Annotated in this window: 23 protein-coding genes; 11 read left to right on the top strand and 12 right to left on the bottom strand. The window is 55.4% G+C overall.

All coding sequences use genetic code 11. The features are described from left to right. Positions 1-90: 90 nt before the first annotated feature. The 3 genes from ACOTXL_RS08825 to ACOTXL_RS08835 form a co-directional block, all read right to left on the bottom strand. Complete coding sequence (locus ACOTXL_RS08825) at positions 91-495, bottom strand: hypothetical protein (RefSeq protein WP_045350451.1); 405 nt, start codon at positions 493-495, stop codon at positions 91-93. A gap of 223 nt (positions 496-718) precedes the next feature. Further along, the gene (locus tag ACOTXL_RS08830) at positions 719-2,035 is read right to left on the bottom strand and encodes a tyrosine-type recombinase/integrase (RefSeq protein ID WP_080338185.1); all 1,317 of its coding nucleotides are present in this window, start codon (positions 2,033-2,035) and stop codon (positions 719-721) included. A 166-nt stretch (positions 2,036-2,201) separates the two neighbouring features. Then, positions 2,202-3,068 carry a phosphorothioated DNA-binding restriction endonuclease gene (locus ACOTXL_RS08835; RefSeq protein WP_045339567.1) on the bottom strand — a complete coding sequence of 289 codons (867 nt, stop codon included), beginning with the start codon at positions 3,066-3,068 and terminating at the stop codon, positions 2,202-2,204. A gap of 300 nt (positions 3,069-3,368) precedes the next feature. On the opposite strand from ACOTXL_RS08835, the gene ACOTXL_RS08840 reads away from it, so the two are divergent. The 4 genes from ACOTXL_RS08840 to ACOTXL_RS08855 all read left to right on the top strand — a co-directional run bounded on the left by ACOTXL_RS08840 (position 3,369) and on the right by ACOTXL_RS08855 (position 5,353). Continuing rightward, positions 3,369-3,836, top strand: a complete 468-nt coding sequence (locus ACOTXL_RS08840; protein ID WP_072203119.1) for a SymE family type I addiction module toxin — start codon at positions 3,369-3,371, stop codon at positions 3,834-3,836. A 216-nt stretch (positions 3,837-4,052) separates the two neighbouring features. Further along, the gene (locus ACOTXL_RS08845) at positions 4,053-4,511 is read left to right on the top strand and encodes an STM2901 family protein (RefSeq protein WP_045345955.1); all 459 of its coding nucleotides are present in this window, start codon (positions 4,053-4,055) and stop codon (positions 4,509-4,511) included. Continuing rightward, on the top strand, positions 4,505-4,837 hold the full coding sequence (locus ACOTXL_RS08850) for a DUF1493 family protein (protein WP_045345957.1): 333 nt from the start codon (positions 4,505-4,507) through the stop codon (positions 4,835-4,837). Before ACOTXL_RS08845 ends, ACOTXL_RS08850 begins: the two co-directional genes overlap by 7 nt. 18 nt (positions 4,838-4,855) lie before the next feature. Beyond that, positions 4,856-5,353, top strand: coding sequence for an Hcp family type VI secretion system effector (locus ACOTXL_RS08855; RefSeq protein WP_023315311.1), 498 nt, complete (start codon positions 4,856-4,858; stop codon positions 5,351-5,353). A gap of 50 nt (positions 5,354-5,403) precedes the next feature. On the opposite strand, the gene ACOTXL_RS08860 is transcribed toward ACOTXL_RS08855, so the two are convergent. Continuing rightward, entirely contained in the window at positions 5,404-5,751 is a 348-nt protein-coding gene (locus ACOTXL_RS08860) for a hypothetical protein (protein WP_045350445.1), read from the bottom strand. Between the two features lie 174 nt (positions 5,752-5,925). Next, entirely contained in the window at positions 5,926-6,930 is a 1,005-nt protein-coding gene (gene trpS, locus ACOTXL_RS08865) for a tryptophan--tRNA ligase (RefSeq protein ID WP_045345959.1), read from the bottom strand. Between the two features lie 199 nt (positions 6,931-7,129). Between trpS and fosA the strand changes: the two genes are divergently transcribed. After that, positions 7,130-7,555 carry a FosA/FosA2 family fosfomycin resistance glutathione transferase gene (fosA, locus tag ACOTXL_RS08870; protein WP_045345962.1) on the top strand — a complete coding sequence of 142 codons (426 nt, stop codon included), beginning with the start codon at positions 7,130-7,132 and terminating at the stop codon, positions 7,553-7,555. On the opposite strand, the gene ACOTXL_RS08875 is transcribed toward fosA, so the two are convergent. Beyond that, positions 7,541-8,548 (bottom strand): LacI family DNA-binding transcriptional regulator, encoded by a 1,008-nt coding sequence (locus ACOTXL_RS08875; protein ID WP_045345964.1) that lies wholly within the window; start codon positions 8,546-8,548, stop codon positions 7,541-7,543. The genes fosA and ACOTXL_RS08875 overlap by 15 nt on opposite strands. A gap of 185 nt (positions 8,549-8,733) precedes the next feature. Here ACOTXL_RS08875 and ACOTXL_RS08880 point away from each other — a divergent pair, with 185 nt between their 5' ends. Both ACOTXL_RS08880 and ACOTXL_RS08885 read left to right on the top strand, forming a co-directional pair. Then, entirely contained in the window at positions 8,734-9,822 is a 1,089-nt protein-coding gene (locus ACOTXL_RS08880) for a cellulase family glycosylhydrolase (RefSeq protein WP_045345965.1), read from the top strand. Positions 9,823-9,867: 45 nt separating this feature from the next. After that, the gene (locus tag ACOTXL_RS08885) at positions 9,868-11,262 is read left to right on the top strand and encodes an MFS transporter (RefSeq protein ID WP_045345966.1); all 1,395 of its coding nucleotides are present in this window, start codon (positions 9,868-9,870) and stop codon (positions 11,260-11,262) included. Between the two features lie 40 nt (positions 11,263-11,302). On the opposite strand, the gene mcrC is transcribed toward ACOTXL_RS08885, so the two are convergent. The 6 genes from mcrC to ACOTXL_RS08915 all read right to left on the bottom strand — a co-directional run bounded on the left by mcrC (position 11,303) and on the right by ACOTXL_RS08915 (position 19,263). Next, complete coding sequence (mcrC, locus tag ACOTXL_RS08890) at positions 11,303-12,436, bottom strand: 5-methylcytosine-specific restriction endonuclease system specificity protein McrC (RefSeq protein WP_003863041.1); 1,134 nt, start codon at positions 12,434-12,436, stop codon at positions 11,303-11,305. Continuing rightward, positions 12,433-14,385, bottom strand: coding sequence for an AAA family ATPase (locus ACOTXL_RS08895; protein ID WP_022650329.1), 1,953 nt, complete (start codon positions 14,383-14,385; stop codon positions 12,433-12,435). Before ACOTXL_RS08895 ends, mcrC begins: the two co-directional genes overlap by 4 nt. A gap of 131 nt (positions 14,386-14,516) precedes the next feature. Then, positions 14,517-15,338, bottom strand: coding sequence for an alpha/beta fold hydrolase (locus tag ACOTXL_RS08900; protein ID WP_045345967.1), 822 nt, complete (start codon positions 15,336-15,338; stop codon positions 14,517-14,519). A gap of 30 nt (positions 15,339-15,368) precedes the next feature. Continuing rightward, positions 15,369-16,988: an MFS transporter gene (locus ACOTXL_RS08905; RefSeq protein ID WP_045345968.1), complete on the bottom strand. Its 1,620-nt coding sequence runs from the start codon at positions 16,986-16,988 to the stop codon at positions 15,369-15,371. After that, positions 16,985-17,392 (bottom strand): DoxX family protein, encoded by a 408-nt coding sequence (locus ACOTXL_RS08910; RefSeq protein ID WP_003863050.1) that lies wholly within the window; start codon positions 17,390-17,392, stop codon positions 16,985-16,987. The genes ACOTXL_RS08905 and ACOTXL_RS08910 overlap by 4 nt, the downstream gene beginning before the upstream one ends. Beyond that, positions 17,392-19,263 carry an amidohydrolase gene (locus ACOTXL_RS08915; protein WP_045350443.1) on the bottom strand — a complete coding sequence of 624 codons (1,872 nt, stop codon included), beginning with the start codon at positions 19,261-19,263 and terminating at the stop codon, positions 17,392-17,394. The genes ACOTXL_RS08910 and ACOTXL_RS08915 overlap by 1 nt, the downstream gene beginning before the upstream one ends. A gap of 220 nt (positions 19,264-19,483) precedes the next feature. On the opposite strand from ACOTXL_RS08915, the gene ACOTXL_RS08920 reads away from it, so the two are divergent. The 4 genes from ACOTXL_RS08920 (at position 19,484) to ACOTXL_RS08935 (ending at position 21,114) form a co-directional block, all read left to right on the top strand. Continuing rightward, a complete protein-coding gene (locus ACOTXL_RS08920; RefSeq protein WP_003863053.1) occupies positions 19,484-20,170 on the top strand; it encodes a hydrolase in 687 nt (228 codons plus the stop codon). Between the two features lie 61 nt (positions 20,171-20,231). Further along, positions 20,232-20,453, top strand: a complete 222-nt coding sequence (locus ACOTXL_RS08925) for a DUF1427 family protein (RefSeq protein WP_003863054.1) — start codon at positions 20,232-20,234, stop codon at positions 20,451-20,453. Continuing rightward, on the top strand, positions 20,450-20,710 hold the full coding sequence (locus ACOTXL_RS08930) for a XapX domain-containing protein (protein ID WP_003863056.1): 261 nt from the start codon (positions 20,450-20,452) through the stop codon (positions 20,708-20,710). Before ACOTXL_RS08925 ends, ACOTXL_RS08930 begins: the two co-directional genes overlap by 4 nt. 23 nt (positions 20,711-20,733) lie before the next feature. Continuing rightward, the gene (locus tag ACOTXL_RS08935) at positions 20,734-21,114 is read left to right on the top strand and encodes a response regulator transcription factor (RefSeq protein WP_003863058.1); all 381 of its coding nucleotides are present in this window, start codon (positions 20,734-20,736) and stop codon (positions 21,112-21,114) included. Positions 21,115-21,119: the final 5 nt, after the last annotated feature.

Here is a 21,119-nt window from a genome sequence, read left to right on the forward strand (position 1 = left end):
TAGCGGAGCAGGAAGGACATCTGATGGAAATGGAAGCCACGCAAGCACCTTAAAATCACCATCATACACTAAATCAGTAAGTTGGCAGCATTACCCGAGCCATAGCCCATTTACACCCTGGCTCAGTGATTTTAATAAGGGACTTTTCAATCCCTTATCCAAACCAGGGAAATGCTCAGAAAGTTCAAGTTTGATGAATGGCATCGATTCGAAAGTTTGTCTAAGTATGTAGTCATGACGTATCAGAAAAGCCATTTGCTGATCAATGTTCAGTGTACAAAATAGATTCTTTTGCTCGAACCACGTTTGCTTAATGGCAATGTTTCCACATTGTTCGTATAGGAAAAGCCGCTTCCTATCTAAATCCCAAGATGAAATTACGAACTCAGGGTGAAGGTGACGTCCATCTGAGGTAATGAAGCGAGTGAGAAGCTCAACGCCTAACAACCTCTCGTCAATGCTCACTATAGGTTCAGCAATGAATGTAGTATCCATAACAAATACCTTAAATTTTAATTAAAATTATATTGTAATTTTTATCACAATAAAGCAATAGTATTGCCAAAATTTGTGGTACGGATGTATGGCTTTGACTAAGTGATTGATATCACATACCTTTCTGCTTTATAGTGGGTGTTTGCTGATTGTTATATATTAGTCTTGCAATGTTTTTCTGGTTGTTTTTTTGCTCGGTTTTTTGTTTGATACTGGTTCATATTCACATAAATATATAAGTAATGTAATAATGTTCTATTCGATAAGTTAACGAGGGGCTTACGCCCCTTTTTTGTTGATTCTCTATCTCTGGATAGCGTAGCAATTCTATATACTGCCGTAGCTCAACAGGAGAGGCGGCATTCTTGCTGTACGTCTTGAAACTCTCTGTAGAGCCGCGCTCGTGACCCAGGAGAAGGGCGATCCGGTCTTCTGGTACAGGTTTTAAATTCTTACCTATGCCGCCTCTGTCCAAAATTTGCGCGGCCTGGTGGCGTAGGCTGTGGAAAACTTTTAACTCTGATCCAGCTTCGCCTAATGCCTTACGTTTAGCCCTCGTAAAACGCTGTGAATGCCATGTAGAGCGCTTTCCGTCTGCACGGTCAGTGATTGACGCGTGATAGAATAAAAAGCCGTCGTGAGGCTTCTCACGCAGCGACAAAACCAACGGAGTGATCAGGCTATGGCATGGGATAATACGAGCGGCTGATTTGGTTTTACCTTCGGTAACTTCGAAGCAGAGCACCCCCTCGATCTCCTTAATGTTGGCTGCACGTAGTGAACAGATTTCATTAAGACGCATACCGCTATACATGCCGATCAGCGTTACATTTTGCATCTCTTCATCATCTGCCATCACAGCGAATACTTTCGCCAATTCTCCAGGCTCAAACACCTCATAGCTCACCTTGCTACTTTTGGCCTCCAGCGCATGACCGCGCCAGATGTTTTCCTGTGGTGCATCGTGATATCTGTTACGAGCCAGATCCCAGATTTGAGCCAGTGCGCTGACATAGTTTTGTATGGTCTGTGGTGCTTTCTCCGTCTTGAGCTTATCAAGCCAACCTGTAACGGTGGTCCGGTTAATGTCACGAAGCTGAACATCGCGCTTTTTCAGATGTTCTAAGAGCACTTCTACAGCCTTGTTTGTCTTTGATAGCGTGGTGAGTTTGCGCTTCTCGCTGAACTGGAGAATGTATTGATCCCGCATCCTCAAGAGGGAAGGGCAACTCATTACAGGGGCGCTTAATGGCTCCGGTGCTGCATGTGCATACGTACCAACTTGACGTAGTTCATTGAGGATTTGCTCTACCTTCGAGCCTCGATCACGCTGTGGCTTTATCAGGTTACGAATCTTAAACCACTCCAGAGCAACCGCATCACGAAAGAGACGGGCTTCGCGCACATCGCGTGTGCCTGTGCTCTTCACATAGTTATGTCTTCCTCCGAACAGATGACGCATGTACTTTGGTATGGCGATCCTCACCAGATAGTTTCCGCATGGATCTAAAACTAAGTAACGATCTCGCTTGTAAATCATGTTCACCCCAGCTATTTTGTCAGGGCTTTTGCACATGATTTTGAATAGTGTGAAATGTCGAAGTCTTTACCTGTTTTTCCAGTTGATTCAAAAGATTACAGGAGCTTGTAAGACAAGCGAACGACCGTAGAAATACGTGCCGGTTCGAGTCCGGCCTTCGCACTCATCATCTAAACACCTCCCTACGATGCCACTCTACATATCCCTCCTTTGGATAGTTCCCTTTCACCATCGGCAACGCAATCTGCTTCCCGGCAAAATCCCAGAACAGCCGCCCAACAATCCCGCCCCCATTCACCGCCTCGGAAACCAGCACCCGCATACTCTCATCCAGCCCAATCGATCCCTTATCAAACGCCTTATGATGAATCGCACACAGTGCCAGTCCGTTCTGGATCTCACACGGTCCGCCAAACTGCTTCCACTTGATATGCGCGGCTTCAAGTCCAACAGAGGCGTTATCATGCCGCATGTTAAACCCGCAGATTGCGCACTCATAGTTATAGGCACGCAGCACCTGCTGGCGGAACAGCGGATCGCGAACCTTACGGATCTGCTGAATATCAAAACCCATCTCATCCGCGATCTCTTCCTGAATGCTTTCGGGAAAATGCGCTTCAAGGATCTGCTGCGCCAGCGAGCCTATCAGGTTTTTGTTCTTATTCAGCAGCGCAAAGTGTTCTTCATCAAACCCGCCTGCGACGTTATGTTCCACAAGTTCTTTAACGGGCGGCTGCTTACTGCCAGTGGTCAAACAAAACTCAGTATTCTTCAGATCCCAAAAGCCGTCCCCTTTGAGCCTCCAGAAGGGCATATTTGGGTAATGCGCCTTCCTCTGTGGGCCAAAGCGTTCTAGCAGGCTAAGCAACTGTTCGTGGACCTCAGTACCGTAATCAAACAGTCGTGCATGCCCCTGCTGATAGCTCGCCAGCACGTACAGAAGCAATAAAGGCTTATGCGGCGCACGCTGTTCGCCTTTGCGCCAGATGGTGATGTCGGCAATTGCCTGTTCGAGAGTTTTGCTGGAAGCCATCGCGTTACGGAAGAGGGTAAATAATTGCGATGATGCTCGCAAAACTCAGACCAATCAACCTGTAACCAACAAAAACATGACCTTACCCCACAGAACCTTATTTCCTGAATCCCCCTCGCAAATTCTAAATTTACCCCACACCAAACCGCTGTATTTATATTCAGCCCTGTATAATGGGCACCAGAGATTACGCCGAACGGCAAAAGTAGTATCGAGGAATATTTAACGAAGAATTCGCGATATGAAGGTGCTGCAACACCCCCATACCGCTAACCACAACCAACTAGACAGGAGTTGAAAATGGCTGCGACGAATTTTAAGCCAGAGTTTACTATTTGCAAAACAGAATCAGACGCTTTCACCGGCGTGATTGAAAACCGCGAGCTGGTACGCAAAAACAGCGCCCGCCGTCTTCACGGCAACCAACCCAACGCGGCACCCATTCATCTCCGCGCGGAAACGCCGCAGGACAGTGCCGCCTGCTGCGAACTCTATGCACGCATCGATATGAAATACCTTCTTTTGGGCGGCGACTGGTTAAAACGTGCGGGCTTTATCGACGGCATGCCGGTGAAAATCCGCGCCATGAAAGACTGCATTGTGATTACGCCACAACATACAAGAGAATTATGGGGATGCCTGAAAGGTATGAGTGTGGTGAATATAAATAAGCAAAAAGTCGCGCAGTGGTTGAAGACGTTTCCGGGAGCGCTGAATGATACTGGAGATATCCCGGTAGTTAAGCGCAATATAGGACAGGCAAAATAATATCGAATTGGAACACCCTTGATCCTAAATCGAGGGTGTTTAAATTAGTGGAAGGCGTAGTCTATTTTTTCAATAATATAATTGAACTGAATGTTATAGCTGTGTTTTGATCATTGTGATTATATTAGAAGGTTTTACAGAAGTATGCTGGAGATCTCAATTTAGTTATTGTCCAGCATTTATGATTCTTACTGGAGCAACTCAATGGAATGAACTATGGACACAACAGAAGAACTAAATGAAACGTATTTTTATGCTGGCAGAACCAATCTTACCGCGGCAGGACTTTTTTTTATGATCTACTGTGAATCAATTGCCGATCATTTTGGTATTGACGATGTGGCAGGAATTGCTGCGTTATACAGTGGTGCTAATAATCAAACGACTAGAAAGAAACCCGCGGGAGCTACGGAAGGAACGTCCCGAGCCTCGAAAGCCATGAGGAACTATTTCAAACAGGCGAAATTTCCTTATGGCATTAAGCTGCCTACCTGGGTTGGTGGGTACACTCCGTGGACAGTAAAGTGTCGAATGGTATCGAAAGTGAGTGCGTTTGTTGGCAGGACAATACCGTTAATAGGCATAGTGATATTAGTCGCTGATGTATCACTAATCACCTATGCTGCAATACGTGATTATAATCGAATTGCGCGGGGCAGCGACAAACTATGGTAGAGAATATTGAGCAGCGCATCTACGCCTTAGTCAGACGCTATAACGGCGTTTATCTAATGAATAACGAAGAGAAGCAAAAATTACTGAATGCAAAAACTGATTTGGATACTGACATGCAGCTTGATGTCACTGAAGCAGAAGATTTGATGGACGAGTTTTTTAAAGAATTTAATGTTGATAGAGGGAATTTTAACATAAACACCTACTATCCTGATGAGCCTTTTTCATGGAATCCATTCAAAAAATTCCCAGTGGTGATGGTTCCAGATTTCACTATTGGAATGCTTATCGAATCCGCAAAAGCGGGTAAATGGTTATACGACTAAAATGCAAGGAGCAATAGAATGGCCGTACCTGTACATCTTTTTTTAACTAATGACGGCGGCACAATGATTTGTGGTTCTTGTGACGTTGCACAAAGGGAAGGAAGTATTGAGCTAAGAGGATTACAACATAACCTTAGCCTACCAACAGACTCGGCAACGGGCAAGGTCACCGGCACTCGCCAACATTCGCCGTTTCAGTTTACCAAGGAACTGGATAGCTCTTCGCCCTATCTGTTCAAAGCGGCAGCAACGGGTCAGACCCTTAAAACGGCAGAATTCAGGTTTTACCATATTAACTATTCCGGGCAAGAGGAGGAGTATTACCGAATCACGCTCGAGAACGTTAAGGTCATTTCTGTGAGTCCAGTAATGTACGACACCCGAGGCTGTCCGGGGACGGGGCATATGGAGGAAGTGGCGTTTAATTATGAGAAGATTACCCATTTGTACAAGGACGGTAACTTGTTAGCGCACGACGCGTGGAACGAACGTCCAACATCAGGTTCCGCTGCTTGATTCTATCTTGAACTTGCCCGCCAGCGTTTCGTTTGTGCGGGCAGAGAATATCATTCTTTATTCCTTTTCGTAAATGATGGCCGAAACATCATAAAAATAACCCACGCAAACATGCCAATAATCTTCATAGGCCAGGGTTCAAACACATCCAGACACACAATTGCGCCAATCACTAATAGCGGACCTTCTATCAGTTCAGCTATCCTCCCTAAAATATGTAACTTATGAGGCAGTGCCCGATTAAGTAATGTCGCAATAAGTTGTGCACTTCCTAATATGATTGTTATTGCGATTGTACGGTCCTCCCAGCTATCAAAACTAACCAAAGAAATGAGGCATGTAGCCAGTACATAACCACAGAATAATATATTCAGCATGTAAATAATAAACTTGCCCATAGCATTTGCCGAGACGGTTAAAAAATAAAAAGTCTATGAATATAGCGCTCTTAACAGAATGACAAACAACAATGGCTAATAATGTATTTAAGAATTTTTGCGCCTTGCTTATTTCCGCAATAATCAAGTTAGCGGCTTCATGCTAATCCCCCGCACTCCACCGCTAAACCTGCTTTAACTAAACACCGGCACCCCCAGCCCAACCTTCACCTCCCTCAGCGTCTCCAGCGTCACCCCTTGCGCCCGTTCGGTCCCGCGCTTCAGCATCGCCATCAGCTCCCCCTTATCCCGCATATACATCGCCCTCCGCTCCCGCATCGGCGCAATCAGCTCCTGCAAACAACCCTCCAGTTCGTTCTTACACGCCCGGTCTCCCAGCCCACCCGCCTGATAGTGCGCCTTCATTGCCGCCACTTTGGCCTTGTCCGGATGAAACGCATCGAGATACGTAAACACCACGTTCCCCTCAATCTCCCCCGGGTCGCTCACCTTCAGGTGGTGCGGGTCGGTGTACATGGCGCTGACCGCGCGATGAATGGTCTCTTCGCTGGCCGAAAGATGCAGCGTGTTGCCGAGAGATTTCGACATCTTGGCGCTGCCGTCGATGCCGGGCAGGCGGCTGGTGTCGCTCAGCATCGCCTTGCAGTGGCGCAGCACCGGGGCGGGCAGCAGGCTGTTCATCTTGTGCACAATCTCGTTGGTCTGCTCAATCATCGGCAGCTGGTCGTCGCCGACGGGCACACACTCGGCCTTAAACGCGGTGATATCCGCCGCCTGGCTGATGGGGTAGGCCATAAACCCGACCGGCAGCGAGCGGGCGAAGCCTTTCTGCACAATCTCGTTTTTCACCGTCGGGTTACGCTCCACGCGGGCGACGGTGACGATGTTCATATACAGCATCGTCAGCTCGGCGAGGGCGGGCAGGGCGGACTGCAGGCAGATCGTGGTCAGGCTCGGGTCGATGCCGGCGGCGAGGTAGTCGGCCAGCACTTCGGGGATGTTATCGCGGATCTTCTGCGGGTTGCTGCCGTTGTCGGTCAGCCCCTGCAGGTCGGCAATTAGCACAAACTGGTTGTGCGTGTGCTGGAGCGCCACGCGCTGGCGCAGCGATCCGACGAAGTGGCCGAGGTGCAGCGGGCCGGTTGGGCGGTCGCCGGTGAGGATGGTTTGCGTGTTCATAAAGACTCCTTAATGTGCAGTTGCCGAAAGGGGTCTGAGATGTGAGAAAGCCGCCTTTCGGCGGCTATCTGAAAATGGGGAAAACTACTCCGTGCCGCCTTTAAGAAGGCAGCCACCAGCGGTTTACGGTGAGCACGGCGTGGTTTATGTTCATCTCTTTACCGTACCACGTCCGGCGCGAAAAACAAAAGGGCTCGTCATGCTGCAATCTCTCAACCACCTGACCCTCGCGGTCAGCGACCTGCAAAAAAGCGTCACCTTCTGGCACGAGCTGCTGGGGCTGCCCCTGCACGCCCGCTGGAATACCGGGGCCTATCTCACCTGCGGCGATCTGTGGGTCTGCCTGTCGTTCGACGAGGCGCGCCAGTACGTGCCGCCGCAGGAGAGCGACTACACCCACTACGCGTTTACCGTCACGGAAGAAGATTTTGAACCGTTCTCGCACAGGCTGGAGCAGGCGGGCGTCACCGTCTGGAAGCAGAACAAAAGCGAGGGGGCGTCGTTCTATTTTCTCGACCCGGACGGCCACAAGCTGGAGCTGCACGTGGGCAGCCTCGCCGCGCGGCTGGCGGCGTGTCGCGAGAAGCCCTATTCGGGCATGGTGTTTACCTCAGACGAGGCTTGAGGCGCGCACCTTCAGCCTGCCCGCCAGCGTCACGTGCGTGGCGGCATCTTCCTGATTGCACAGGTACTCCACCGCCAGCCGTCCCAGCTCGCTGTAGGGCAGCTGGATACTGGTCAGCGGCGGGGTGAGCTGCTCGGAGATCTTCTGGTCGTCGTAGCCCGCCAGCAGCATGTCCTGCGGGATGCGCACGCCGTTCACCGCCAGCGCCTGATAGCAGCCAATCGCCAGCCAGTCGCTGGCGCAGAAGATGGCGTCCGGGCGCTCGGTCAGCTCCAGCAGCGAAGCTGTCGCGGTAAAGGACTCGCTGAACTGCCAGTTGGTCTGGCGCACCAGGCCGTCGTCGCACGCGAGTCCGGCCTGCTGCAGCGCGGCCTGGTAGCCCGCCAGACGCTGGCGGGATGCCTCCATCCAGCTCTCGCCGGTAATGTGGGCGATGCGCGTGGCCCCGCAGGCGATGAGGTGTTTAGTCACCTGGAAGGCGTTGGCGTAGTCGTCCGGGATAAACGACGGCAGCAGCGGCGAGCCAGGGTCGCGCTGGTTGAGCAGCACCAGCGGGATGCGGGTGCAGTCCTGGAAGGCCGTCATGTCCACCAGCGTGGTGACCGGTGAGGCGAGGACAATCCCGATGCAGTTGCGCTTCTCCAGCTGGCGGATGATGTTCAGCGCCAGCTCAATGTCGTCGCCGTAGTCGTAGACGGTGAGCAGAGTCTCGTTGCGCCACGCCGCTTCCCGCGCCTGGCTGATGGCGTCGATAAACGGGTCGAAGCTCTGCATGGAGCTCACCAGCAGGGCGATCTCTTCCTGGTTGCGCGGGGCGTGAACGGCGGGGAGGCGGTCGTAGCCAAGCTCGGTAGCGACGTTAATCACCCGCTGGCGGGTGTCGTCGCTGAGCTTGATGTTGCGGGACTGGTTAAGCACCAGCGATACCGTCGCCTGCGACACCCCTGCCGCCCGCGCAATATCGTTCATCGTCACTTTCGTTTTTCGCTTCATCCGTCCTCTCCCTTTCGCGATTTCGCATCATACCCTAACCGCACGCTTTAGCGCCGTCGATCACGTTTCTCATTCATCGAAGCGTGAACTTTGTGAGGGGCATCGCTTTTCTAAACGCCGTGATTTGCGCATTTATCCTGCAACTAATATTTATTAGCTAAATATTATCAGTAAGAGGACGCGTAATGAAAGAGCAGTGGAGCAGGGAGCAGGCACAGGCGTGGTATCAGCAAAAAGGCTGGCTGTGCGGGTTTAACTATCTGCCGTCGACGGCGGTGAACTGGACCGATATCTGGCAGGAAAAGACCTTCGATGCCGCCACCATCGAGCGCGAGCTGGGCTGGGCGGCGGACGCGGGCTATAACACCCTGCGCATCAACCTGCCGTTTATCGTGTGGGAGCACGACCGCGACGGGCTGATGGCGCGCATCGACCGCTTTTTGACGATTGCCGACGGCCACGGGTTCAGCACCATGCTGACTCTGATGGACGACTGCGGCTTCTCCGGCGACGAGCCGTACCTCGGCCCGCAAAAGCCGCCGGTGCCGGGCAAGCACAACAGCCAGGCGGCGGCGAGCCCGGGGCGCGACAAGGTGTGCGATCCGGACTGCTGGGCAGACATTGAGCGCTATATCCGCGACGTTGTCCGCCAGTTCCGCGACGATAAGCGCGTGCTGCTGTGGGATCTCTACAACGAGCCGGGCAACCGCGGCATTTTCGCGACGGGCACGCAGGAGGTGCAGTACGACGCGAAGCTGGAGACCTGCGCGCACGAGTTGATGAAGCTCGCATTCCAGTGGGTGCGCGAAGAAGACCCAACCCAGCCGCTCACCGTCTGCGCGTGGCGCCTGCCGCCGGAAGAGGAGGGCGAGACGTTCTTCCAGCATCCGCTGGACCAGACCGCGCTGGCGCTCTCGGACGTAGTGAGCTTCCACGCCTACACCCACACCGGGCGCATGACGGCGATTATCCAGCAGCTGCAAAAGCTCGGTCGCCCGCTGTTCTGTACCGAATGGCTGGCGCGCCACGTGGGCAGCACCATTGAAGAGCAGCTCCCGCTGATGTACATGGCAAAGGTCGCGCCGTATCAGTGGGGGCTGGTGCGCGGCAAAACCCAGACCTGGCTGCCGTGGCCGGTGGTGATGAAGGAGTCCACGGACTACTGCCGCCTCTGGTTCCACGACGTGTTCGAGGAGAACGGTATCCCGTTTTCACGCGCTGAAATCGCGCTGATGAAGAAGCTGCGCAAAATCGCCCCGGATCCGCAGGGCTAATAATAACGACCCGGCGCGCTGTCGCCGGGCAACCAGGTACGCACTATGGCAACGACAATGAAAATACCGTCTCGCGAGTTATGGTCCTACTTTGGCTATGGTTTAGGTCAGTGTTTTAGCTTTGGTTTAGTGGGTTCGTTTATTAACTATTTTTACACCGACGTGCTGGGGATCTCGGCGCTGGCGGCGAGCACCATCTTCCTGATTGCCCGTGCATGGGACGCAGTTCACGATCCGCTGTTTGCCAGCATTATGGACACCATTAACAGCCGGTTCGGCAAGTTTCGCCACTTTTTGCTGATCGCGCCGCTGCTGATCACCGGCGTCACGCTGCTGTCGTTCTATAAAATCGAAGCGGACATGACCACCAAAATCCTCTACGCCGGGGTGACCTACATCCTGTGGGGGACGCTGTACGCCATCTCCGATATCCCGTTCTGGTCGATGTCGTCGGTGATGACCAACGACTCCGGGCAGCGCACCCGCGCGGTGACGGCGGCGATGCTCGGGGTGAACGCGGGCATTGCCTGCGCCAATATCTTCTTCCCGAAGCTGGCGGCGTTCTTCGCCCAGTACAGCAGCGATAAAGGCTACTTTATGGCGGCGCTGGTGATGATGCTGGTGGGCCTGCCGCTGATGCTTAACGGCTTTATGCAGATCAAAGAGCGCGTGCCGCCGAGCCCGGAAAAGGTGACCATCCGCGACACCTTCCACAACCTGCGCCAGAACAAGCCGCTGTTTATCGTCCTGCTGTCGTTCTTTTTCTGCGTGTTCCATAACGTGGCGGGCGGTCTTTATATCTACTTCTTTATCAACAATATGGGCGACGGCAGCCTGCAAATGGCGATTGGCGTGATGGGGATTGTCGCGGCGGTGCTGTGCCTGGTCGCCCCGATGCTGACGCGCCGGATGCAGAAGCGGAAGCTGTTTATGATCCTCTGCGGGCTGGACGTGGCGGTGCGCGTGGTGATGTGGTTTGTCGGTTATCAGCAGGTGACGATGCTGTTCATTCTGCTTGGCCTGAGCACGCTGTTCGTGATGATGACCAACATCCTCACCTCGTCGATGATTGCCGACACCATCGAGTACGCGGAGTACCACACTAACAAGCGCTGCGCGGCGATCACTTTCTCCGGGCAGACCTTTACCGGCAAGATGTCGGTGGCGGTGGGCGGCGGGTTAATCGGCGTGTTTCTGACGATGATCGACTATGTGCCGCAGGCGCAGGCCCAGAGCGATAGCGTGCTGTCGGGGCTGTTCTTCGGCATTTGTTTGTTACCGGCGATAGGCTCGCTGATCCGAATGGGGTTTATGTCGCGCTTTACCTTTACCGAGGAGAAGCATGCGGAGGTTTGTCGGCTGCTGGCGGAGCGTCGGCATCATGTAGAAAATAGCCGTGCAGAGAATGAGCGGCTGGAGCGTCCGGCTCCGGCGAACTAAGAGAAATGGGCGCCTGTCATGCAGGCGTCCACTTCAGAACTTAATTCACGTCAGTTATCCCACAGCAATCACGCGCTAATTTCAATAATTGCTGAGTCATTGTGGCGGCATCTGCTGCTAAATCTACGGTGGCAAAGTGGATTTTATGCCCCTGTACCTCAACGAATTCGTAGAGCATTACATCGACGGCTGGATGAAGTAATAATCCAGCTGAACGGAGAGATAATGGATCTGTTCGGTTCTCCTGAGTTCGCAGATAGGTATAAATCTGGTAGATATAACCGCTGCGCAAGCTCTTATCGCGATACCAGCCTTTAGTCAGAATGTTATTGAATTTGGTGTCGATGATGACGCGCTGTGCAGGTTGCTTGTGCTCAAGAATAATGTCCGAGTTCATGGTTGGGAAAATACTTTCGCTCCCTGCACTTTGAGACGTTAATCCCCATTTCAACTCTTTTCCGGCAGCGACTGTCCAGTCTTTTTTGGGAAGATGGAAGTGATAGAAACCCGCCATACTTTTCTCGAACAGCTTGCGCATCCAGTAAGGATCATTAGACGGCGTTGGCAACAGTTTTTGCCCCGCAGTTTGGGTTGGTAGCCATAATTCAAATGCCAGCTTCGCGGCATCGACCATGGCTTTATCCGCCGCATCGTGGCGGCCAAAACGTGTGATTGACGGCAGTTCACCTTTACTGGGCATACCCCCCTCAATACCACGACGACGCAAATTGATTGCCATTGCGCGACATTGCGCAGCCAGCGGGCCGTTGCTGAGCAGCGGAACAAGGTGCTCTAACGCAGAGCGAACATAGCGATTTCGTGGTGTGTCCAGCGTCATTTCCTGAAACTGGCAGGCTACCTGTGCCCGCTCAAGCAATTGTCGACTGGTTGTGCGCAGAACATCAATGCGTCCCCTTACCCTGTTAAGCGTGGCGCGGCGAGTTTGGTATCCCATACTTAAATGCCTTAACAGCCGCTGCTCCACTTCGTGAAGCAGGATCCTGGCCACCAGCGCCGGGATCTCCTCCGGGTTGTTTTCAGCGGCAACCATGCTGCGCCCGTGGTGGCGAAACAGACTGGAGGCGTACAGCATCAATAGCCAGATATTCCGCAAAGGAATACGCGATACAGCTGCCCGAGCCTGCGTATCGTCACGTTCAGCAAGATCGGTCATACGCTGAGAAGTTCCTTTCTGGAATCCTGGACTTTCTCCGGCGCATCAAACCAGTATTCGGCAAGTAAAGGGCAGATTTCGGTTTCGACAACCTGCTCGTACCAGGCCATCCCGTCGTCAATTTTCAACCCCGCAGGTGGGGTAACATAGCTATGCCCGATACAAAATTGAGGTCCCAGGGCCGCATCCCTGGACAATTTTTCATTTAACGCGGTTAATTTGGATTCGATAAGGGCTAATGTTTCCAGGCTCACATTAAACCGTTGGTTAACCCATTTTTTCCACGCGTCGTTAAACTCGGGCTTTAGATCAATAAACGCAAAGCGGCGCCGTAATGCCAGGTCTAGCAGAGCAAGCGAGCGGTCAGCGATATTCATCGTCCCGATGATATACAGGTTTTCAGGAATGTAGGTTTTTTCATCCATATCAGATCGATATGAGAGCTCAAGCGCCTCGTTCGGCGTACGTTTATCCGCCTCCATCAGCGTCAGCGTTTCGCCAAAAATTTGCGCAGGATTGCCCCGGTTAATCTCCTCAATAATGACCACGTACTTAGTTGTCGGATCGTTTACTGCTTTGTCGATTGCATGGAGAAAAGGCCCGTCTACCAGTGCTAAACGTCCTTCATTGTTAGGACGCCAGCCTCGAATAAAGTCTTCGTAGGAGAGGGTAGGGTGGAACTGCACCGCGCTGATGCGCTTAGAGGTTTCCTCGCCCATCAGACAATACGCCAGACGGCGCGCAAGCCAGGTTTTACCGGTTCCCGGCGGGCCCTGAAGGATCAGGTTTTTTTTGGCCTGTAACCGCTGAAGGATGAATTGGATTTTTTCCTCTTCTAAAAAGCAGCCCTCATCGATCAAATTGCTTATCGTGTAAGGCTTGTGGGGGATTTCCGCGGGCACGTTCTCTTCAACCGTTTCCTCGGTGATGCTCTGCAATTCACCTTTATCGAAGTTGAGGTATTCATAATTGCCAGGGGTCTGAAACTCCAGTTCATCATCGTCACGTAGTTTTTGCAGATAATATGAAATGGATGATTCAATAGTATTGTTATTGGGATAATCCGCCTTAATCTCATCCAGATAGGCCTCTTTTAACTCCCTCAAAGAGAAAAAGGGGCTGTCTTTTCGTAGGCACAGCACCTTGATCTTATTGAGCAAATACGCTTTCCATGTCAGCCGCTCGACTTCATCATTTGACTGTTGCAAATCGATATTCCATGCCGCCAGAGAGAGTTCAGGGAAGGAGTGAACCGGATAGTTTGGCTGGGTAAAAGCCTTTTTGAGCGCCAGGGCTACGGTCTGATAGTTGTGTCCGCTACAGCGCCCTTTGGCACCTTTTTTAATGATTTTAATGTTCAGGACTTTCTGGATGTAGTACTGAGACTGGCTATCCAGCGTAGGGTAGAACCAGGGGCGTAGCCAGTACAATCCCATCGTCAGGTTCCAGCCCACATTGCGCACGTTAGATGCGGCGTCATAAGAAAAGAGGAAGTCAGCGGGATCGGCGTTTGGGGTGTCGGCGAAGGAGATTGCCTGAGAAAACATTTCCCACAGCGTATCGATGTCTTCAGGCTTACGTGATTTCTCATAGCCAAAGAACCATGATTTCTGATTGTTCAGTAGCGGAATACCGTCGAACGATTCAGGAACCTTTTCGCGTACGCCTATCAGTTTTGCCAGGCTGGCTGCGATATTTCTTCGGTTGGTAACGGTAAGCGAGCGATTAAACAAGCCCATAGTGGTGAAAGGACAAATGTCTTTCAAAGGATGGGGGACGCCATTAGCGGGCTTGTCCTGTAGGTGTGACATACTACCAATCTCAGCAGCAATGCGGTGAATACCCGCCACCAACTCCTCTCTTCGATTTCGCCAGGTCAGTAGCTGAGAGGCAAAAGCCTGATAAAAGTCTGCCCATTCGAATCTGACGTCTTGCTCAACTGCGTCCATATGCTCTCCAGTAAAATTACAGGCTTCAGTAACCTGGCGAATGAATTTTACGGGATTGTAAGCCTGAGTGAATAACTACCTAAAACAGTGATCTATAAGGGCATGCCGGATCAACATGCCCCTGGACGACATTACAGCGCCTTCACAAACGCCAGCAGATCTTCGTTGAGCTGGTCCTGGTGGGTCAGCGCGAAACCGTGCGGCGCGTTGTCGTACACCTTCAGCGTGGCGTTTTTGATCATCTCTGCCGCCAGCTTGCCGGTGCTTTCAAACGGCACGATCTGGTCGTTGCTGCCGTGGATCACCAGCGTCGGTACGTCGATTTTCGCCATATCCGGGCGGAAGTCGGTTTCGCCGAAGGCGGTCACGCAGTCGATGGTACCCTTCAGCGACGCCAGCAGAGCGATGTTCAGCGTCTGGGTCAGCGCACCGGCGGAGACGGTTTGCCCGGCGTTGGTGCCGTAGAACGGCGTCGCGAAGTCGCTGATGAACTGGGCGCGATCTTTACGCAGCCCGTCGCGAATGCCGTCGAACACGCTCTGATCCACACCCTGTGGGAAGGTGTCTGATTTGCCGAAGATAGGCGTCACCGCGCCCAGCAGCGCCAGACCGGCCACGCGCGCGCTGCCGTAGTTGTTGATGTAGCGGGTCACGTCGCCGCCGCCCATGGAGAAGCCCACCAGCGTCACGTCCTGCAGGTCAAGGGTGGTAATCAGGTCGTTGATGTCGGACGCAAAGGTGTCGTAGTCGTAACCGTTCCACGGCTGATCCGAGCGGCCAAACCCGCGACGGTCAAAGGCGATGGCGCGGAAGCCGCGCTCGGCCAGGTAGTTCAGCTGGCTGTCCCACATGTCGCCGTCCAGCGGCCAGCCGTGGCTGAAGAGAACCGGTTTGCCCGCGCCGCAATCTTTGTAGTAAATCTGCGTGCCGTCTTGTGCCTTAAACGTTGCCATAGTGTGTTCCTGTACAGGTGATGGTTAGGGTTATACCGGCGCGACCAGGTAGCGAATAGCCGGTGATGTTGTGCCCTGATGAAAAGCCAGAACGCGGCTCTGCAGCAGGAGGTCATTCATGGTGTGGCGCTCCTGCTGGCGCAGATGCTCAATCCAGGAGCCCATCAGGAAGGTCTCGATAAACAGGCCGGGGCGCTCAATATCTTCGTACACCGCCCAGCTCATCGCCCCGGCGCGGCGGCGTACCCGGCGCAGCTCGTGGACCGCCTCCAGGAAGGCCTTCGCGTTGTGCGGGTCAATGATGTACTCGTGCGAGACCAGCACCGGGCCGCGCTCGTTCGGCAGGTCGATCTTCACGCCGTCCAGCGGCTGGCCGCTGAGGTCGAGATTTAAATCAGGATCTTTCTCCAGCTTCCAGCGGAACACCGTTGCGCTTGCCAGCACCATCCCCAGCGTGGCGACAACCAGCGCGGTCGGGGTGCCGAACCGGGAGGCGATCTGTCCCCAGAGGGCGCTGCCTGCGGTCATCGAGCCGAAGAACACCGTCAGATAAACCGCCAGCGCGCGGGCTTTCACCCAGCGGGCGGCGCTGCGCTGCGCGCCGAGGTTCAGCGTCGAGAGCACCGCAATCCACGCGAAGCCGGTGAAGAACTCAAACAGGTTGAGCAGCCAGACGTGGCGCACGAACGCCAGCGCCAGCATGGTGAGGGCAAAAACCAGGCTCGCGGCTACCATCAGCCGGTCGGCGTTCAGCCGCTGGCGCAGGCGCGGCAGCAGAATGGCCCCGGCAATCGCCCCCAGGCCAATGCACGCCAGCATCACGCCGTAGCCTGCCGGGCCCAGGCCCAGCTCGCGGCGCGCCACCAGCGGCAGCAGTGCCCAGCCCGCGCTGCCGAAAACGAAGAACGCCACGGTGCGCACCAGCACGTTGCGCAGCACCGGCGCGGCGTGCACGTAGCGAATGCCGGAGCGCACCGCGGAGAAGAAGTGCTCCGGTGGCAGGCGCTGCACGGACGGCGCAGGACGCCAGCGCCACAGCACCCACGCCACGCCGACCACGGAGAGCGCGTTCAGGGCAAACACCATCCACGGCCCGGCGAGCGAGAGCAGAAAACCGCCCAGCGCAGGGCCAATCGCCCGGCTGATATTGACCCCGAGCGAGTTCAGCGCCACGGCGGCGCCCAGTTCCGGCTTGCTCACCAGATCGGGCACAATCGCCTGGAACGGCGGCGAGCTCATCGCCGCGCCCACGCTCAGCAGAAACGTCGCCACCAGCAGAACGGTAGGGGTGACGTGTCCGGTGAAGGAGAGCAGCGTCAGCCCGGCGGCGGCGATGAACACCCACAGCTGGGAGAAGAGCAGGTATTTACGTCGGTCAACGATGTCCGCCATCACCCCGGACGGCAGGGCGAAGAGGAACATCGGCAGGCTGCTCGCCGCCTGCACCAGCGCGATATCCAGCGGATCGGCGCTGAGCGTCAGCATGCTCCAGTTGATGCCGACGTCGCTCATCCATGAGCCGACGTTAGAGACCACCGTGGCGATCCACAGCATGCGGAACACCGGCTGGCTCAGCGGCTGCCAGGGTGAAACCGCCGGGGCGGGCGTCGTCTCGACGTGTGCGTCGCGAACGTCGTTTACCTGGGTCATGCGAACCTCTCCGTTGTTTTACGCTGCACTCGCCACTGGCCCGGCCCGGTGAGGGCGAGGGTGGTGAAGATAATCAGCAGCAGCCAGCCAAACTGCCCCTCGGCAATCGACCAGTTCGGATGGACCGCCAGCATCGCCACCAGCAGCACGGCGATAATCGGCAGGCACGCCATGCGGGTGTAAACCCCCGCAATGATAAACAGCGGGCAGATCACCTCGGCGACGATCGCCGGGATCAGACTGGCATACGGCCCGAAACCAAACGGATCTTCGATACGCGTCAGCTCTTCGCTGAAGTGCAGCACCTTCGGCAGGCCGTGCACGTAAAGCAGCAGCAGGCTGCCGGTCAGGCGCAGAAAGAACAGCCCCGGATCGATCCGGGGCGAAGCGTCATTTTGTTTCATCAGAATGCAAAGCAGCTGCAGCCCAGCGCCCCCCAGAAAGCGTTATCGTCGGACACCGGCATCGCTGACGTGCGGGCGAAATCGTGCTGGTGGCTGTGAACCCCGCACGGGCCGCTGCAGTGGTGAGCCACACTCATGCCCACGCGGGCGGCCTGCGGCGGCGCGCTGCGGTAGTGGCCCGGCACCTTGACCACCGGTGACCACTCGGGCAGGACCGGAATGGCCGGCGGCGCGAGCGGGCCAAAGCTGCCCGCGGCGTAGACGATATCGCCGTTGACCACCGTCAGGACGGATTCGATGCCCTTGATCTCCTCTTCCGGCACGCGGAAGTAGTCTTTGCTCAGCACCGCCAGGTCGGCGAGCTGGCCGACCTTGATCTGCCCCTTCTGGTTTTGTTCGCTGGAGAACCACGCGCTGCCCTGGGTCCAGAGCATCAGGGCGGTATCGCGATCCAGACGGGCGCTGTGATCGTACATCTGCATCCCGCCGACGGTGCGGCCGGAGACCAGCCAGTAGAGCGCGGTCCACGGGTTGTAGCTCGCCACGCGGGTGGCATCGGTGCCTAAGCCCACCGGCACGCCGGTCTCCAGCATTTTCGCCACCGGCGGCGTGTGGCGGGTGGCTTCGATGCCGTAGCGCTCGGCAAAATACTCGCCCTGGAAGGCCATGCGGTGCTGGACGGCAATGCCGCCGCCCAGCGCTTTGATGCGGTCGATGTTGGCCTGGGTGACGGTTTCCGCGTGGTCGAAGAACCAGTGCAGGCCGTTGAACGGAATGTCGCGGTTCACCTTCTCGAAGACGTCCAGCATGCGGCTGATGGATTCGTTATAGGTGGCGTGCAGGCGGAACGGCCAGCGGTGCTCCACTAGGTGGCGCACCACGCGCTCCAGCTCGTCCTCCATGCCCGGCGCGAGGTCCGGGCGCGGCTCGAGGAAGTCTTCAAAATCGGCGGCGGAGAAGACCAGCATCTCGCCCGCGCCGTTGTGGCGGAAGAAGCCGCTGCCCTGGCCCGGCGTGAGCATGTCGGTCCATTTTTCAAAATCTTCCAGCTCGTGGCCCGGACGCTGGGTAAACAGGTTGTAGGCGATGCGGATGGTCATCTGCTTTTTCTCGTGCAGCTCGGCGATCACCTCGTAATCTTCCGGGTAGTTCTGGAAGCCGCCGCCCGCGTCGATGGCGCTGGTCAGCCCCAGACGGTTCAGCTCACGCATGAACTGGCGGGTGGAGTTCACCTGCTGCTCCAGCGGCAGCTTCGGCCCTTTGGCCAGCGTGGCGTAGAGGATCATGGCGTTCGGACGGGCAATCAGCATCCCGGTCGGGTTGCCGTTGGCGTCGCGCTGGATCTCGCCGCCCGGCGGGTTCGGCGTCTCTTTGGTGTAGCCGACCACCTTCAGCGCGGCGCGGTTGAGCAGAGCGCGGTCGTACAGGTGCAGAATGAAGACCGGGGTGTCCGGCGCGGCGTCGTTAAACTCGTCCAGCGTCGGCATGCGGCGCTCGGCAAACTGGAACTCGGTCCAGCCGCCCACCACGCGCACCCACTGCGGCGACGGGGTGCGCAGCGCCTGCTCTTTCAGCATCCGCAGGGCGTCGGCGAGCGACGGCACGCCTTCCCAGCGCAGCTCGAGGTTGTAGTTCAGCCCGCCGCGGATCAGGTGCAGGTGCGAGTCGTTCAGGCCGGGGATGGCGGTGTGGCCTTTTAAGTCGACCACCTTAGTGCCGTCGCAGTGGTGTTGCATCACCTCGGCGACGGTACCCACTTCCAGAAATTTTCCGTCGCGCACGGCAACGGCTTCTGCGGGAGGATTCTCGCGATCGACGGTGTGAAACTGGCCGTTAACCAGAATGAGATCGGCTTTACCGAGGGTAACCATAAGAGCTCCAGACTAAGAGGGGAATGGTCAGGATTATGGGAACCGGTTTCGGCAAAGATCCAGTTATACAATAGGATAGGTATACCAAAGTATAACTATACCTAAGGTTAACTATACGAAGAGATAATTACACCACAGCGCTGTGGGTCATAGGATGAACGCGATTTTATCGGCGTGCTGTTCGCGGCGATTTTAACCTTTAACCTCACTGGATAATCTTATGACCACTTCTAAGCTCGAAGTCTTAACCCCTGCCAACTGTCAGATCATTTTCATCGACCACCAGCCTCAGATGGCGTTTGGCGTGCAGTCTATTGACCGCCAGGTGCTGAAAAACAACACCGTGGCGCTGGCGAAAGCGGCTAAGGTGTTCAACATCCCGACCATCATCACCACCGTAGAGACCGAAAGCTTCTCCGGCAATACCTATCCTGAGCTGCTGGACGTGTTCCCGGGCCAGGACATTCTGGAGCGTACCTCCATGAACTCCTGGGACGACCAGAAGGTGCGCGACGCGCTGAAGGCCAACGGCAAGAAGAAGGTGGTGGTTGCCGGCCTGTGGACCGAAGTGTGCAACAACAGCTTTGCCCTGTGCGCGATGCTGGAAGGCGACTACGAAATTTATATGGTGGCAGACGCCTCCGGCGGCACCTCCAAAGAAGCCCACGACTTCGCGATGCAGCGCATGATCCAGGCGGGCGTGATCCCGGTGACCTGGCAGCAGGTGATGCTGGAGTGGCAGCGTGACTGGGCGCGCAAAGAGACCTACACCGCGGTGATGGATATCGTGCGCGAGCACTCCGGCGCCTACGGCATGGGCGTGGATTACGCCTACACCATGGTGCACAAAGCGCCATCTCGCCAGAAGAGCGAGCACCGCACCTTAGCGCCGGTTCCGGCTCGCTAAGTCCCGTCGGCGGGCTGGTCCCTCATCCGGCTCGCCGCTGCCTCTTTCTCTGGAGTTCACAATGAGTACTGGGCTGATATCCCTTGCGGCAGGCGTGTTGATTGGCCTGATGTATGCCGTGCTGAAGGTGCGCTCCCCCGCGCCGCCCGCGCTGGCGCTGATTGGCCTGCTGGGGATGCTGGCGGGTGAACAGGCGATGCGTCATCTTTTATCCCGCGATAATCCGGCTGCCGTGCAGGTGACGGTTCCCCACGTTCAACACCCGACCGGAGCGTCATCATGAAGGCCTGGATTATTTCGCTGGTGTGCGGGGTCGCGGCTGGGGTACTTTACGCCCTGCTCGACGTACATTCCCCGGCGCCGCCGGTCGTCGCGCTGCTTGGCCTGTTCGGCATGCTGGTGGGTGAACAGCTGATCCCCATCGGACGGCGTCTGGTGAGCCGCGAACCGCTGACCCTGGCCTGGTTTCGTCATGAATGCGTACCGAAAATCAGCGGTACTGCGCCCCCCGCGCCCGCGAAGGAAAGCCGCGACGCGTAACGATTTGTTTGAGGAAAGACAGCATGACGCTGCCGTGGCGCATTGCCATCATCGATGACGAACGCTCTGTTCGCAGCGGGCTCAGTAATCTGCTGCAATCGGAAGGGTATGCTACCGATACCTTCGATTCGGCAGAGGTGTTCTTGAGCCACCCTCTCGCCCTGTCCGGCGCGTCGCTGGTGATCGCCGACATCAAGCTGCGCGGCATGAACGGCATCGAGCTGTTTGAGAAGCTGCGGTTGCTGGCCATGCCGCCACCGCCAATACTCTTTATCTCCGGCCATGCTGATGAAAATATGCAGCGGTATGCACTCAGTCTGGGCGCCGCTGCATTTTTGCGTAAGCCGATTAACATCGATATTCTGCTGGATCATATTCAGCGGGAGCTGACCCGCCGACAATAAGGATC

This window comes from Enterobacter cloacae complex sp. IR5402 (assembly GCF_049238125.1).
Classification (GTDB): domain Bacteria; phylum Pseudomonadota; class Gammaproteobacteria; order Enterobacterales; family Enterobacteriaceae; genus Enterobacter; species Enterobacter hormaechei_C.

Bases quoted from the DNA above. Each gene is read 5' to 3' on its own strand.
- ACOTXL_RS08825 (WP_045350451.1), bottom strand. From the start codon at position 495: ATGGATACTACATTCATTGCTGAACCTATAGTGAGCATTGACGAGAGG.
- ACOTXL_RS08830 (WP_080338185.1), bottom strand. From the start codon at position 2,035: ATGATTTACAAGCGAGATCGTTACTTAGTTTTAGATCCATGCGGAAAC.
- ACOTXL_RS08835 (WP_045339567.1), bottom strand. From the start codon at position 3,068: ATGGCTTCCAGCAAAACTCTCGAACAGGCAATTGCCGACATCACCATC.
- ACOTXL_RS08840 (WP_072203119.1), top strand. From the start codon at position 3,369: ATGGCTGCGACGAATTTTAAGCCAGAGTTTACTATTTGCAAAACAGAA.
- ACOTXL_RS08845 (WP_045345955.1), top strand. From the start codon at position 4,053: ATGGACACAACAGAAGAACTAAATGAAACGTATTTTTATGCTGGCAGA.
- ACOTXL_RS08850 (WP_045345957.1), top strand. From the start codon at position 4,505: ATGGTAGAGAATATTGAGCAGCGCATCTACGCCTTAGTCAGACGCTAT.
- ACOTXL_RS08855 (WP_023315311.1), top strand. From the start codon at position 4,856: ATGGCCGTACCTGTACATCTTTTTTTAACTAATGACGGCGGCACAATG.
- ACOTXL_RS08860 (WP_045350445.1), bottom strand. From the start codon at position 5,751: ATGGGCAAGTTTATTATTTACATGCTGAATATATTATTCTGTGGTTAT.
- trpS (WP_045345959.1), bottom strand. From the start codon at position 6,930: ATGAACACGCAAACCATCCTCACCGGCGACCGCCCAACCGGCCCGCTG.
- fosA (WP_045345962.1), top strand. From the start codon at position 7,130: ATGCTGCAATCTCTCAACCACCTGACCCTCGCGGTCAGCGACCTGCAA.
- ACOTXL_RS08875 (WP_045345964.1), bottom strand. From the start codon at position 8,548: ATGAAGCGAAAAACGAAAGTGACGATGAACGATATTGCGCGGGCGGCA.
- ACOTXL_RS08880 (WP_045345965.1), top strand. From the start codon at position 8,734: ATGAAAGAGCAGTGGAGCAGGGAGCAGGCACAGGCGTGGTATCAGCAA.
- ACOTXL_RS08885 (WP_045345966.1), top strand. From the start codon at position 9,868: ATGGCAACGACAATGAAAATACCGTCTCGCGAGTTATGGTCCTACTTT.
- mcrC (WP_003863041.1), bottom strand. From the start codon at position 12,436: ATGACCGATCTTGCTGAACGTGACGATACGCAGGCTCGGGCAGCTGTA.
- ACOTXL_RS08895 (WP_022650329.1), bottom strand. From the start codon at position 14,385: ATGGACGCAGTTGAGCAAGACGTCAGATTCGAATGGGCAGACTTTTAT.
- ACOTXL_RS08900 (WP_045345967.1), bottom strand. From the start codon at position 15,338: ATGGCAACGTTTAAGGCACAAGACGGCACGCAGATTTACTACAAAGAT.
- ACOTXL_RS08905 (WP_045345968.1), bottom strand. From the start codon at position 16,988: ATGACCCAGGTAAACGACGTTCGCGACGCACACGTCGAGACGACGCCC.
- ACOTXL_RS08910 (WP_003863050.1), bottom strand. From the start codon at position 17,392: ATGAAACAAAATGACGCTTCGCCCCGGATCGATCCGGGGCTGTTCTTT.
- ACOTXL_RS08915 (WP_045350443.1), bottom strand. From the start codon at position 19,263: ATGGTTACCCTCGGTAAAGCCGATCTCATTCTGGTTAACGGCCAGTTT.
- ACOTXL_RS08920 (WP_003863053.1), top strand. From the start codon at position 19,484: ATGACCACTTCTAAGCTCGAAGTCTTAACCCCTGCCAACTGTCAGATC.
- ACOTXL_RS08925 (WP_003863054.1), top strand. From the start codon at position 20,232: ATGAGTACTGGGCTGATATCCCTTGCGGCAGGCGTGTTGATTGGCCTG.
- ACOTXL_RS08930 (WP_003863056.1), top strand. From the start codon at position 20,450: ATGAAGGCCTGGATTATTTCGCTGGTGTGCGGGGTCGCGGCTGGGGTA.
- ACOTXL_RS08935 (WP_003863058.1), top strand. From the start codon at position 20,734: ATGACGCTGCCGTGGCGCATTGCCATCATCGATGACGAACGCTCTGTT.